This window comes from Pseudorhodoferax sp. Leaf265 (genome assembly GCF_001422365.1).
Classification (GTDB): Bacteria; Pseudomonadota; Gammaproteobacteria; order Burkholderiales; family Burkholderiaceae_C; genus Pseudorhodoferax.
This window is the reverse complement of sequence record NZ_LMMT01000002.1, coordinates 48,136-61,370: the sequence shown is the minus strand read 5'-3', so window position 1 is coordinate 61,370 and position 13,235 is coordinate 48,136. Positions and strand designations below refer to the sequence as shown.

The 13,235-nt window shown below is 69.0% G+C and carries 13 protein-coding genes; 4 read left to right on the top strand and 9 right to left on the bottom strand.

All coding sequences use genetic code 11. The features are described 5' to 3' along the window. Nucleotides 1–161: 161 nt before the first annotated feature. Nucleotides 162–965 (top strand): IclR family transcriptional regulator, encoded by an 804-nt coding sequence (locus ASF45_RS04490; RefSeq protein WP_056657616.1) that lies wholly within the window; start codon nt 162–164, stop codon nt 963–965. Between the two features lie 3 nt (nt 966–968). Here the strand turns inward: ASF45_RS04490 and ASF45_RS04485 are convergent, their stop codons facing one another. Then, on the bottom strand, nt 969–2,042 hold the full coding sequence (locus tag ASF45_RS04485; protein WP_056657613.1) for an adenylate/guanylate cyclase domain-containing protein: 1,074 nt from the start codon (nt 2,040–2,042) through the stop codon (nt 969–971). A gap of 93 nt (nt 2,043–2,135) precedes the next feature. Between ASF45_RS04485 and ASF45_RS04480 the strand changes: the two genes are divergently transcribed. From ASF45_RS04480 to ASF45_RS04470, 3 genes are read left to right on the top strand one after another with little or no spacing between them, the layout of a single operon-like run. Continuing rightward, a complete protein-coding gene (locus ASF45_RS04480; RefSeq protein ID WP_056657610.1) occupies nt 2,136–2,906 on the top strand; it encodes an SDR family oxidoreductase in 771 nt (256 codons plus the stop codon). A gap of 35 nt (nt 2,907–2,941) precedes the next feature. Then, a complete protein-coding gene (locus ASF45_RS04475; RefSeq protein WP_056657607.1) occupies nt 2,942–3,850 on the top strand; it encodes a VOC family protein in 909 nt (302 codons plus the stop codon). A 5-nt stretch (nt 3,851–3,855) separates the two neighbouring features. After that, nucleotides 3,856–4,761, top strand: a complete 906-nt coding sequence (locus tag ASF45_RS04470; protein WP_056658100.1) for a sugar phosphate isomerase/epimerase — start codon at nt 3,856–3,858, stop codon at nt 4,759–4,761. Between the two features lie 15 nt (nt 4,762–4,776). Here the strand turns inward: ASF45_RS04470 and ASF45_RS04465 are convergent, their stop codons facing one another. From ASF45_RS04465 to ASF45_RS04430, 8 genes are all read right to left on the bottom strand, one after another. Continuing rightward, complete coding sequence (locus ASF45_RS04465; protein WP_056657604.1) at nt 4,777–7,173, bottom strand: bifunctional diguanylate cyclase/phosphodiesterase; 2,397 nt, start codon at nt 7,171–7,173, stop codon at nt 4,777–4,779. After that, complete coding sequence (locus tag ASF45_RS04460) at nt 7,170–7,781, bottom strand: methylamine utilization protein (RefSeq protein ID WP_056658097.1); 612 nt, start codon at nt 7,779–7,781, stop codon at nt 7,170–7,172. Before ASF45_RS04460 ends, ASF45_RS04465 begins: the two co-directional genes overlap by 4 nt. Nucleotides 7,782–7,809: 28 nt before the next feature. Continuing rightward, nucleotides 7,810–8,703 (bottom strand): DUF4394 domain-containing protein, encoded by an 894-nt coding sequence (locus ASF45_RS04455; RefSeq protein WP_056657601.1) that lies wholly within the window; start codon nt 8,701–8,703, stop codon nt 7,810–7,812. Between the two features lie 148 nt (nt 8,704–8,851). Beyond that, nucleotides 8,852–9,298 carry a type II 3-dehydroquinate dehydratase gene (gene aroQ / locus ASF45_RS04450; protein ID WP_056657599.1) on the bottom strand — a complete coding sequence of 149 codons (447 nt, stop codon included), beginning with the start codon at nt 9,296–9,298 and terminating at the stop codon, nt 8,852–8,854. Then, a complete protein-coding gene (locus ASF45_RS04445) occupies nt 9,295–10,359 on the bottom strand; it encodes a Gfo/Idh/MocA family protein (RefSeq protein ID WP_056657596.1) in 1,065 nt (354 codons plus the stop codon). The genes aroQ and ASF45_RS04445 overlap by 4 nt, the downstream gene beginning before the upstream one ends. Before the next feature lie 6 nt (nt 10,360–10,365). Then, the gene (locus tag ASF45_RS04440; RefSeq protein ID WP_056657593.1) at nt 10,366–11,367 is read right to left on the bottom strand and encodes a TRAP transporter substrate-binding protein; all 1,002 of its coding nucleotides are present in this window, start codon (nt 11,365–11,367) and stop codon (nt 10,366–10,368) included. 34 nt (nt 11,368–11,401) lie between these two features. Continuing rightward, nucleotides 11,402–12,682, bottom strand: coding sequence for a TRAP transporter large permease subunit (locus tag ASF45_RS04435; protein ID WP_056657590.1), 1,281 nt, complete (start codon nt 12,680–12,682; stop codon nt 11,402–11,404). Next, the gene (locus ASF45_RS04430) at nt 12,679–13,194 is read right to left on the bottom strand and encodes a TRAP transporter small permease (protein WP_235580801.1); all 516 of its coding nucleotides are present in this window, start codon (nt 13,192–13,194) and stop codon (nt 12,679–12,681) included. Before ASF45_RS04430 ends, ASF45_RS04435 begins: the two co-directional genes overlap by 4 nt. Nucleotides 13,195–13,235: the final 41 nt, after the last annotated feature.

Genomic DNA, 13,235 nt, shown 5'->3' with positions numbered 1-13,235 from the left:
AAATTGTCAGAAACTGTTTCCATATGGAATATGTTTCCATGTTAAGGGCCGACCAGGGTTTGGCACCTGGGGTAAACCTGTACGCAGTTCGGGCGAGTGGGCCGCTGGTGGCGCTGCGCATGCCACATGGAGCCGTCCGGCTTCGGGTGACAATCCCGGCCATGAGCAGCCCCCTGGAACGTTCCCTGTCCGTCCTCGAATACCTGGCCGCACGCCCCGAAGGCAAGGCCTTGTCGGCCGTCGCAGCGGACCTGGAATTGCCGCTGTCGGCCTGCCACCGGGTGCTGACCGAGCTGGTGCGTTGTGGCTATGTGCGCCAAATGCGCGACCACGGCGACTACGCGCTTACCACCAAGCTGGCCGCGCTGGGCCTGTCCTACCTGGGCGGCTCGGGCATCGTGGACATCGCCCAGCCCATCATCGACCGGCTGGCCGACGTGTCGGGCGAGCTGGTGCGCCTGGCCATCGTCGACGGCGACCGGCTGACCTTCGTGGCCAAGGCGCAGGGCGCGCGCTTCGGCCTGCGCTACGACCCCGACATGGGCATCGACCTGCGCCTGTCGTGCAGCGCCGGCGGCCATGCCTGGCTCATGACGCTGTCCGAGGAGCGCGCACTGGAGCTCGTGGTCAAGCAGGGCTTCGGCGAGCCGGCCGCCTACGGCCCGCGCGCGCCCACCACCTGGAAGGCGCTGGAGCAGGTGCTGCAGGAAGACCGCGCGCGCGGCTTCTCGCTGATCGAGGAGGTCTACGCGCCCGGCATGAACGCCATGGCGGCGCCGGTGCAGCGGCGCGGCGAGGACACCATCGGCGTGATCACGATCGCCGGCCCGGCGATCCGGCTGACCGCGCCGCGCATGCTGGAACTGGGCGCGGCGCTGAACCAGGCGGCCGGCGAACTCGCCATGGCCAGCACCGCCTCGCCGATCTTCGTGCGGCAGGCCGCCGCGCGCCAGGCGGCGGCCTGAAACCTAGGGCCGGCCGAGTTCGACGATGCCGTCGACGAACTCCTTGATCGACTGCTGGGCCTTGGCCTCGATGGCCGTGAACTCCACCGGATAGCCGTACTGCCCGTCGGCCTGCGGCACCACGCGCAGCACCTTGGCGTAGATCTCGGTCAGCTCGCGGCCCATCATCGACAGCGACAGCGCAAAGCAGATGTCGTCGAAGGCCTGCAAGGCCACCGCGCTGCGCACGAACATGCCGCCGTAGCTGAGGTCGGTGATGCGGCCATCGAGCTGGCGCGGCCCCACGGCCTTGCCCTTGAGCCGGCGGAAGACCAGCGGCATGTCGACCTCCACACGCGGGCTGTTGCGGATCTCGCGCTTGGGCGCCACCAGCCGGTGCGGGCGCTGCGTGGCCTGCAATTCGTACATGCGCACGGTCTCGCGCTTGCCCTTGACGCTGACCTCGTTGACATCGCCGGTCTCGATGAAGCCCTGCGCCTGCTGCCAGGTGGCCTCGGACAGCAGGATCTGCCCGCGCAGGCTGTGCGCCTCGATGCGCGAAGCCAGGTTGACCTGGTCGCCGATCACCGTGTACTCGCTGTGCAGGCGCGAGCCCAGCTGCCCGGCCACGACCTCGCCGGTGTTGATGCCGATGCCCATGAACCAGGGCGCCATGCCGTGCTGGCGGTTGTCGGCGTTGATCTCGTCCATCGCGATCTGCATCTCGATCGCGCAGGCGATGGCCGCGACGATGTCGTCCTCCAGCGCCTCGGGCGCGCCGAACAGCACCATGATCGCGTCGCCCATGAACTTGTCGATGGAACCGCCCCAGCGCAGGATGATCTCGGTCATGCGCGCGAGGTAGCGGTTCAGCGCCTCGACCATGGCCAGCGCCGAATGCTGCTCCGCCAGCGCCGTGAAGCCGCGCAGATCCGACAGCAGGATGGTCACGCGGCGCAGGTCGGCCGCGGCATCGGCATGCTCCACGCTGTCGATCACTTCGGCGATGCGCGCGCGTGCGTCGCCCTGCTGCAGTGCACCGGTTTCGGCCAGGGCCAGCAGGCGCTCGGCCAATTGCTGGCGGTGGATCTGTTTCATGCTGGAGGGGTGTGGCGGTGTCGCCAAAGTGGCGACGGGCAAGTGTAGGCTCGCTAAGCTGCAGCGTTTTCCCTATACCGAGCGAGACATTCCATGCAGACCCAAGACCTGTTCTCCCTGGCGGGCCGCACCGCCCTTGTCACCGGCGGCTCGCGCGGCATCGGCCGCATGATCGCCGAGGGCTTCCTGGCGCAGGGCGCGCGCGTGTACATCTCGGCGCGCAAGGGCGAGGCCTGCACCCAGGCCGCGCACGAGATGGCCGCGCTGGGCCACTGCATCGCGCTGCCGGCCGACGTGTCCAGCGTGGCCGGCGCCCGGGCGCTGGCCGATGCCTTCGTCGCGCTGGAACCCCGGCTGGACATCCTCGTCAACAACGCCGGCGCGGCCTGGGGCGAGCCCTTCGACGACTTCCCCGAATCGGGCTGGGACAAGGTCGTCGACCTGAACCTCAAGGCGCCCTTCTTCCTGACGCAGGCCTTGGCCGCGCCGCTGCGGCTGGCGGCCCAGAGCCGACCGGCCAAGGTGATCAACATCGCCTCCATCGACGGCCAGGGCGTGAATCCGCTGGAGACCTACTCCTACGCCGCCAGCAAGGCCGGCCTGATCCACCTGACCAAACGCATGGCCCTGCGGCTGATCGAGGACAACATCGTGGTCAGCGCGATCGCGCCCGGCGCCTTCGCCTCGGACATGAACCGCGCCGCGCGCGACCAGGGCGAGGAAGTCGCCCGGCGCATCCCGGCCAAGCGCATCGGCCAGCCCGAGGACATGGCGGCCGCCGCCATCTACCTGGCCTCGCGTGCGGGCGACTATGTGGTCGGCACCACACTGACGGTCGACGGCGGCGTTCTGCTCGTGCGCTGAGCGGGATTCGGGGCCGGCTGGCGCAGAATGTGCGCATGAGTGACCTGCTGCTGAATACCCCCGACCCGCGCGAGCCTCTTCAGGCCTCGTTCAGCGACGCCGCCAACCCGCTGGGCCTGGACGGCATCGAGTTCATCGAATACGCCACCTCCAAGCCCCAGGCCCTGGGCCAGGTGCTGGAGATGATGGGGTTCCGGCCCATCGCGCGGCACCGCTCGCGCGAGATCCTGCTGTACCGCCAGGGCGGCCTGAACATCGTCGTCAACGCCCACGCGGCCGACGCGCCGGGCGCCAACCAGGAGGTACCGCAGATCTCGGCGATCGCACTGCGCGCGCGCGACGCGCGAGCCGCCTACAACTACGTGCTGGAACGCGGTGCCTGGGCCGTGCCCACGCATGCCGAGGTCATGGAGCTGAACATCCCGGCCATCCACGGCGCGGGCGGCAGCCGCATCTACTTCGTCGACCGCTACAAGGAGTTCTCGATCTACGGCGTGGACTTCGTGCCGATCCCCTCGGTCGAGCAGCATCCCGCGGCCACGGCGGGCATCCACTTCTTCGGCGTGGTGCAGTACATCGGCCCGGGCCGCAGCAACGACTGGATCGAGTTTTACCGCGAGCTGTTCGGCACCGAGCTGATCCCAGACGACCTGCGCTTCGGCATCATGCCCAAGGGCACCCTGCTGCGCACGCCGGCGCTGGACGCCACGCAGCGCTTCATGCTGCAGCTGGTCGAGCCCGAGCCGCATGTGCTGGACACCGGCGAGAAGCTGCAGCGCATCGGCCTGGGCGTGCCCGACGTGCTGGCCGCCGTGCAGGCACTGCGCGCGCTGGGCGTGGAGTTCGTCGAAACCGCCGCCGCCCACACCGAGCGGCGCGGCGCCATCACCAAGACCTACCTGGGCTCGGTGGTGTTCGAACTCGTGCACAGCGGCGGGGAGTGAGCACCATGCGGCTGCACACCGAGGGCAACTTCGAAGGCTTCGGCATGGACACGATCACGCTGGCCGGGCCGCTGGAGGCCAAGCTCAAGGCCATGCGCGAGGCCGGCTTCACGCAGGTCATGCTCAAGGCCAACGACCTGGTCGGGCATCCGGGCGGGCTGGAAGCCGCCGTCCAGGCCGTCAAGGACAGCGGCCTGCGCGGCACGGGCTTCCAGGTGCTGCGCGATTTCGAAGGCCTGTCCGGCCACCTGCACCACTACAAGGTGGACATCGCCAAGAGCATGCTGGAGATGTGCGCCGCGCTGGGCTGCACGGTGCTGCTGGCCTGCTCGTCGACCTCGCGCCACGCCACGCAGGACCTGGACCTGATCGCACGCGACCTGCGCAAGCTGGCCATGCTCGCCGTGCCGCTGGGCATCAAGATCGCGTACGAGGGCCTGTCCTGGGGCCACACCGTCAACGAGTTCACGACGGCCTGGGACGTGGTCTGCCGCGCCGACTGCCCCAACCTGGGCGTGGGCATCGACTCCTTCCACGTGCTGGCGGCCAAGACGCCGCTCTCGGAGATCGACTACCTGGACCCGAGCAAGATCTTCCTCGTGCAGCTGGCCGACTTCCTGTGGCAGGACACGCCGACCTTCGAGGAACGCATGGCCACCGCGCGCACCATGCGCGTGTTCCCGGGCGAAGGCGTGCACAGCGAGCAGGTGGTCGAACTGGTGCTGCGGCTGGACAAGCTGGGCTACCGCGGCGACTACAGCTTCGAGGTCTTCAACGACGACTTCCTGAACCTGCCGCTGCCCACCGTGGCCGAGCGGGCACGCAAGTCGGCGCTGTGGCTGGCCGAGGATGTACTCAAGCGCTCGGTGCCCTTGCCGGGGCAGATGCGCCTGAAGGCGATGGCGGGGTGATGGTGGTGGCGCTGCCTAACGCAGCAGCGCCCCGTGCCCGGTGTGCGTCAGCACCTGGCCCTGGTGCCAGCGCTGTGCCCAGTGCAGGAAGTCCGCGGACGGCATCGGCTTGCTCATGAAGTAGCCCTGCCCTTCGTCGCAGTTGAGCGCGCGCAGCTGGCGCCAGATCAGCGCGTTCTCCACGCCCTCAGCCACCACGGTCAGGCCCAGGTTGTGGGCCAGGTCCACCGTGGAGCGCACGATCTTGGCGTCGTCCTCGTCCTTCTCCATGTTCATGACGAAGGACTTGTCGATCTTGAGCTCGTCCACGGGGAGGCGCTTCAAGTAGGCCAGCGACGAATAGCCGGTGCCGAAGTCGTCGATGGAGAGCTTGAAGCCGCGGTCGGACAGGCGCTGCAGCACGGCCTGGGCGCGCTGCGGGTCGTCCATGATCGCGCTCTCGGTGATCTCCAGGCAAAAGCCAGTGGCCAGCACGCCGTGGCGCTCCAGGATGGTGTCCAGCCGCGCCGGGAATTCGACGTCGAGCAGGTCGCGCGTGGACAGGTTCACGGCGATGCGCAGCGTGCCCGGCCCGATCTGCGCCAGCAGGTCGGCCGCGGCGTCGAACACCCACAGCGTGAGCTGGCTCACGAAGCCGGTCTGCTCGGCGAACGGGATGAAGTCCAGCGGTGGCACCAGGCCGCGTTCGGGGTGCTGCCAGCGCACCAGCGCCTCGGCCGCCACCACGGTGGAATCCTCCAGCCGCAGCTTGGGCTGCATGAACAGCCGCAGCTCGTTGTGCTCCACCGCGCGGCGCAGCTCGCTGAGCAGCGACAGCGTCTGCACGCTGCCGGCGTCGAGCGCAGCGTCGTAGAGCTGCACCACCGTGGTCTTGGCCTTGGCGGCGTACATGGCGACCTCGGCGCGCGAGAGCAGCGTGTCGGTGTCGGCCGCGTGGTCGGGCCAGCAGGCGATGCCCAGGCCGGCAGAGATGTCCACGGTCTGCTCGCCCAGTGCCAGCGGCTGCTCGAAGCCCTTGGCGATGCGCCGGGCCACCGCCTGCGCGATGCCGGCGTCGCTGTCGACCAGCAGCATGGCGAACTCGTCGCCGCCCAAACGCGCCACCATGTCGCCGTTGCGCAGGCCATGCTGGCCCAGCCGCCTGGCCACAGCGACCAGCAGTTGGTCGCCGAAGGCGTAGCCCATCACGTCGTTGACGTGCTTGAAACGGTCCAGGTCCAGCATCAGCACCGACAGGCTGCGCGGATTGGCCTCGGCGCTGCGCCGCGCGATCTCCTGCTCCACGGCCTCGCGGAAGCGCGCGCGGTTGGGCAGGCCGGTCTGGCGGTCCCAGTAGGCCAGGCGGCGGACCTCGGCCTGCTGGGCCGCGATGTCCACGCGCATGGTGTCGAAGGCGCGCGCCAGGCCGCCGATCTCGTCGCGCCGCTCGGTGTGCTGCAGCGGTTGGTCGTAGCGGCCGCGGCCGAGTTCGCCAGCGGCGGCGACCAACGCGCGCAACGGCGTGGTCACGCGCCGCGCCGTCACCACGCTGCCGGCGCCGAACAGCAGCACGCCCAGCGCCGTGATCCAGGCCAGCGCCACCTGGGCTTGGTGGAACGGCGCCATCACCTCGTTCACCGAGCGCAGCAGCACGGTGTAGACGGCCGTGTCGGCGCTGGTGTCGAGCTCCACGGGGCGTGCCAGCAGCACGTCGCCGGCCACCGGCAGCTCGGTGGGCTGGCCGCCGGCCTGTTGCAGGGCCTGCAGCGCGGCCGGGCCCAGCGTGGTGGCCAGCACGCGCGGCGGCTGGCCCGGCGGGCGGCCGAACAGCGCCAGCTGCACATCCGACAGCCCGCGCATGTCCTCCAGCAGCTTGTGGTTCAGCGGAAAGCCCATCAACACCCAGCCCACGACCACCGGCGCGCGCATGGGCACCAGCACGAACTGGAAGGCATCCCCGCCCACCAGCGCGATGCGGTAGGCGTGCGGGTCTTCGGCCAGGGCGCGCAGCGGACTGGCCAGCACCGGGTGCAGTGCAGCGGCGTCCTGGCCCTCGGCCACGGCGCGCAGCTGGAACTGCGTGTCGAGCAGCGCCGTGGCCGTGGCGCCGATGCGCGCACCGTGGTTCTCCAGCGCCGAGGCGATGGTGTCCAGGTCGGCACTGCCGACGGCGGCCCGGAAGCCGTAGTCGGCCGCCAGCAGCGTGGCGCCCTGGTTCAGCTTCTGCGCGTTCTGCTCCAAAAGGCGCAGCCACACGCGCTCGCCCACGCGCAGCTCCTGTGCGACCTGGCGGCGCGCGCTCTGCTCGATGGCGATGCGCACCACGCTGAACACCGCCGCCTGCACCACCAGCAGCAGCACCAGCGACAGCAGCACGATGCGGGAAGACAGGCCGCCCGGCAATGACCAGGTGCGCCGGGCGCGCCAGTTCATGGGGTCACGCCGGCGAGCTTGAACACGGTGGCCTGGTCGGCTGCGCCCACCGCCAGCGCCTGGTCGGCCGCCGGCGCGCCCACGGCCAGGCCTGGGTGCCACACGCGCAGCCGGTAGCTGCCGGCCGGCACGCCCACCAGCGCCACCTGGCCACTGGCGGCGCTGCGGCCGAAGTACGGCGTCTCGACGATCACCACCCAGGCCGCCATCTGGTCGTGGATGTTGCAGCCGAGCACGGCGATGCCGGGCTTGTCGAACACCACCGGGCTGGCCGGCGTGCCGATGTAGAGCTTGAGCTCGAAGGTCTTGACCGGCGAGAACGAGTAGACGTGGTGGCGCACCGTGTCCTGGTTCGGGAAGGTCACGGCGCTGCCCACGGTCACCACCGTCACGTCGGGTTCGAAGCGCTTGTTGCGCTGCGCGATCTCGGCGCCGGACAGCGGCTTGGCCTGTGCCCGCGCCTCGCGCGATTCGAGGAAAACCACGGCACCGGCCAGGGGCTTGCCCGCGCTGTCCTGCACCGTGACCTGCACGTTCCCGGCCCAGCCGGCGCCGGCCAGCGTTCCCAGGGCCAGGCCCAGCAGCCAGCCGACCCGCGGACGCATCATGCGCATGGAAGCCTGTACGCCGAGCGGCTTACGGCTCGATGGCCATGCCCAGCAGCGGGCCGCCGTTGGCCACGGTGCCGACGAAGCGGGCGCGGCCCGTGTCCAGGTCGATCTGGTAAAGCTTGGTCTTGGCGTCGGTGGGCGTGCGCACGGCCGCGAAAGCGGCGTTCGACACATCGGCGATGTCCAGCGTGGCGTCGGCCAGTTCGCCCAGGCCCAGCGGACCCACGGTGCGCAGCTGGCCGGTGTTGGGCGAGACCACCGGCGTCGTGCCTTCCTTGGAGCCCTGCATCACCAGCACGCCCAGGCGGCGGTCGATCGCGTAGTTGGTGGTGATCTTCTCGTCCTGCTTGTTGTAGGTGTAGCCAGCCGCGACGATGGCGGGCGGCTTGCCGGCGTTCGCATCTCCGGCCACGTACGCCAGCGCACCGTCGGGCTGCACACCGTCCAGGTTCGGGTTGCCGTCGACCACGGCGCCGGTGTCGGGGTGCAGGCGCAGGTTCTGGCCGCCTTCGCCGACCACGCGGATGCGGTCGGCCGCCGGGTTGAAGTCGAAGCCGAACAGCGGCCCGGCCAGCGGCAGAACGGCCGGCGATGAACCCACTTGCGTCAGCGCGCCGGTGCCGGTGTTCAGCGTGTAGAGCCGGCCCTGGCGCGACAGCGCGAACAGCACGCCGCGCGCCACGCGGTAGTCGATGCCGACCAGTGCATCGCCCGCGGCCATGCCGGTGACGGGCTTGCGGCTCAGCACGCGCTGCGGCTGGCCGGCGTTGAAGCTGATGAGCTCGTTGCCCGCGGTGACCGCGAACACGTTCTCCTTGCGCAACGCGCCGACCGGCTCTGACACGCTGGCGCAGCCCAGCAAGGCGGCGGCCGCCAGGGCGGCAACGGTCAGGCGAAGACGGGGAAAGGCGAAGGACATGGCGGGCGCTCCAGGACGGATTTGTCTCAATTCCGATCAGTTTATTTTCGGAATATAGACAGTCCCATGCAACAAATTGGCAGCCCGCCGAAATGGCGCCCGGTGTTACATGCTTGTTGCGCGCACGCCGCAGGCCTGGGCCTGCGCTTCAGCCCTGCTTGGCCTTGGCGTGCGTGACGGCCGTGCGCAGGCCGAGCAGGTAGCTGTCCACGCCGAAGCCGGCGATCTGGCCCTGGGCGATCTCGGCCAGCACCGAGTGGTGGCGGAAGGCCTCGCGCGCATGCACGTTGGACATGTGCACCTCGACGATGGGGCACTTCAGGATGGCCAGCGCGTCGCGGATGCCGTAGCTGTAGTGGGTCCAGGCGCCGGCGTTGATGACGATGGCGTCCACGCCCTCGGTGTGGGCGGCGTGGATGCGCTCGACCATCGCGCCTTCGAAGTTGCTCTGGAAGCATTCGACCTGCACGCCCAGCTCCTGGCCCAGCGCGACCAGCTGCGCGTCGATGTCCGCCAGCGTGGCCGTGCCGTAGGTCTTGGGGTCGCGCTTGCCGAACATGTTCAGGTTGATGCCGTGCAGCGTGAGGATCTTCATGCGGTTTCCTTGGGAGCGGGTTCAGGGATGTCCACCGTGCGGCCGCTCGCGGCAGCCTGCACGATGGCTTCGGTGACGGCAAGATTCTGCAAGCCGTCGTGCACGTCCACGAGCGGCTCGGCCTCGCCACGCACCACGGCGGCGAAGTGCGCCATCTGGCGCTGGATCGGGTCTTCGCGCACCAGGCCGACCTGGCCCACCTCGAACGGTTTCCACCAGGACCGCTCCTCGGGCCGCGGGTAGGTCTTGAGCCGCATGGTCGGCACCGAGAGGCTGCCATTGCTGCCGGTCAGCACGTAGCAGTCCTCGTCGGCGTAGCTGGGGTAGGCCGGGTTCTCCTGGCTGGTCTGCTCCCAGCTGCGCGCGCAGGCCGCGGTGTCCGACAGCAGGAAGCTGCCCAGCACGCCATTGGCGAAGCGCAGGCCCATGCTCACCGTGTCCTCCACCGCGAAGCCGCGCACGGCCTGCGAGGCCATGGCCTGCACCTGGGTGATCTCGCCGCACAGCATGCGCAGGTTGTGCACCTCGTGGACCATGTTCAGCAGGATGGGGCCGCCGCCGGGCTCGCGCCGCCAGGGGCCGTCGGCGAAGTAGCTGTCGGGCTTGTAGAAGGTGGCGCTGCCCATCACCGCGACCAGCCGACCGAGCTGGCCCGAGGCCACGACCTGCCGGGCCTTGGCCATGATGGGGCTGTGCGCACGGTGGTGGCCCACCAGCACGCGCGCGCCCTTCCCTTGCACACGCGCCAGCAGCGTGCGGGCCTCGGCCACGGTGGTGGCGACGGGCTTTTCCAGCAGCACCGGCAGGCCGGCGTCCACGCACTGCAGCGCCTGCGGCACATGCAGCGCGTTCGGTGTGGCCAGCACCAGGCCGTCGGGCCGGTCACGCGCCAGCAGCGCCTCGATCGAAGGGTACAGCGGCACGCCGGCGCGTGCCGCCGCGCCGGCCGCGGCCGGCGAGGGGTCGACGACCGCCGCGAGCGTACAACCCGGCTCGGCCTGCACCGCGGCCATGTGGGCCTGGCCGATGTAGCCGGCCCCGGCCACGGCGATGCGCGTCATGGGACTTTACTTGCGGACCTTGGCCAGCTCGGCCTGCAACTCGGCCACCACGTCCTGGCCCACCGTCACGGCGTGCTTGGCGGTGACCGGGCGCATCTTGTCGCGCAGCTTGTTCAGTTCGGCCGGCGGCAGCTCGGTCACCTGCATGCCGTTCTTCTTCATGTTGTCCAGCGCGGTCGCCACCTGGTCGCGCGCAGCCTGACGCTGGAACTTGGTGGCCTCGGCGGCCGCGTCGGCGACGATCTTCTGCTGCGCCGGCGGCAGGCTATCCCAGAACTTCTTGCTGATCAGCACCGACTGCGGGTTGTACTGGTGGTGGCTCAGCACCACGTGCTTCTGCACCTCGAAGAACTTGTTGGCGTTGATGACCGTGACCGGATTCTCCTGGCCGTCGATGGCCTTTTGCTCCAGCGCGGCATAGACCTCGGGGAAGGGCAGCGGCGTGGGGTTGGCGTCCAGCGCCTTGACCCAGTCCACGTTGATCGGGTTCGGGATCACGCGCAGCTTCAGGCCCGCCAGGTCTTCCACCTTGGTGATGGGGCGCTTGCTGTTGGTGATGTCGCGGAACCCCAGCTCGAAGTACGACAGGCCGATCAGTCCCTTGTCCTTGAGCTTGTCGTGCAGCTTCTTGCCGAAGGGGCCGTCGACCACGGCCTCGACCTCGGCGTTGCTGCCGAACATGAACGGGAAGTCGTAGACCGCGAATTCCTTGACCTGGCTGGCCAGGATGCCGGAGTTCATGGACGCCATCTCCAGCGTGCCGCCCTGGATGGCCGAGACGTTGGCCTGGTCGCTGCCCAGCGTGCCGCCCGGGAACAGGTTGACCTTGAGCTTGCCGCCGGACTTGGCGGTGACCAGTTCGGCGAACTTCTCCATGCCCATCACGATGGGATGGCCCTTGGGGTTCTGGGTGGCGAACTTGATGGTGCGGGTGTCCTGGGCCTGGGCGGCACCGAACGCGGCGACGGCGGCAGCGGCCACCAGGGTCTTGAGCAGGAGTCGTTTCATGGATGTCTCCAGTGGGGAAAGAGGTCGGAAGGGCTCAGCCAGCCAGCCAGCGCGCCGGCACCGTGACGATGGCGGGGAACAGCACCATCAGGAACATCAGCAGGAACTGCGCGATCATGAACGGCCAGACGCCCTTGGTCACCTGGTCCATGCTGATCTTGCCAACACCCGCCACGGTGTTGAGCACAGTGCCCACCGGCGGCGTGATCAGGCCGATGGCGTTGTTCATGATGAACAGCACGCCGAAGTAGACCGGGTCGATGCCGGCCGCCTTGACGATGGGCATCAGCACCGGCGTCAGGATCAGCACAGTGGGGGTCATGTCCATGGCCGTGCCGACGACGATCACCAGGACCATGATGGCCGCCATCAACAGGCGCGGGCTGTCCAGCAGCGGCTGCAGCAAACTCACGATCTGGTCAGGCAACTGCGCCACCGTGATCAGCCAGGCGCTCACCATGGCGGCGGCCACCAGGAACATGATCACGGCCGTGGTCTTGGCCGCCGCCAGGAACAGGCCGAACAACTGGTTGAACTTCAGTTCCCGGTAGACGAAGACCGAGATCAGCAGCGCGTAGACGGCCGCGACGACAGCTGCCTCGGTTGGCGTGAACACGCCGAACTTCAGGCCCACGATGACGATGACGGGCAGACCCAGCGCGAAGGTCGCATCCTTGAGCGCATGGAGAATCTCGGCGCGGCTGCGGCGCGGTTGCGACGGCACGTTCTCGCGCCGGCCCAGCCACCACCAGGTGAAACACAGGGCCACGCCCAGCAGCACGCCCGGCACGATGCCGGCCAGGAACAGCTTGGAGATCGACACGTTGGCGGCCACGCCGAAGATCACGAAGCCGATGGACGGCGGGATCACCGGCGCGATGATGCTGGCGGCCGACAGCAGGCCGGCCGAGCGCGCCTTGTCGTGGCCGGCCGCCACCATCATCGGCAGCAGCAGGGCCGACAGCGCGGCCGCATCGGCCACGGCCGAGCCCGACAGCGCCGCCATCATCACGGCCGCGCCGATGGCCACGTAGCCCAGGCCGCCCCGCACGTGGCCGACCAGCGCCATGGCGAACTGCACGATGCGGCGTGACAGACCGCCCGCGTTCATGATCTCGCCGGCCAGCATGAAGAAGGGCACGGCCAGCAGCGGGAAACTGTTGGAGCCTTCGATCAGGTTCTGCGCCAGGATCTGCGCGTCGAACATGTCCATCTGCACCATCAGCGCGGCGCCGCTGGCCAGCAGTGCGAACGAGATCGGCACGCCGATGGCCATGGCCAGCAGCAGGGAGCCCAGGAAGATCGCGATGGTCATGCTTGGTCCTCGTTCTCGCGCACGCCGATCAGTTCACCGTCGGACATGCGGCCTGCCAGCAGGCGCACCAGGTTGAGCAGCAGCACCGGCGCCGCGAGGACCGCGAACACCATGCCGCTGGCGTAGAAGTAGCCCATGGAGGCCTCCATCACCGCACTGGTCGAATCCCAGTTGATCTTCACCTGCTGCCAGGCGCCGTCGAAGATCAGCCAGCAGATCCAGCACATCAGCACCAGGCTCAGGAACAGACAGACCTTCTGGCCGGCAGGCGGCAAGCGCGCGATCAGCGTATCGGTGCCCAGGTGCCCCCGCTCGTTCAGCGCCACCACGGCCCCGAGGAAGGTCATCCAGACGAACAGCCAGCGCGACAGCTCCTCGGACAGCGTGAGCCCCGAGTTGAACGCGTAGCGCATGACCACGTTGCCGAACACCATGACCACCATGAGTGCCAGGCTCGCGACCATGAGCCAGCCCAGCAGGCGGCAATAGCCGTGGATGAATTTCTGGATCACGCCTCGTCTCCTGTGTGAACCCAGTAATGTACGAACTGGTT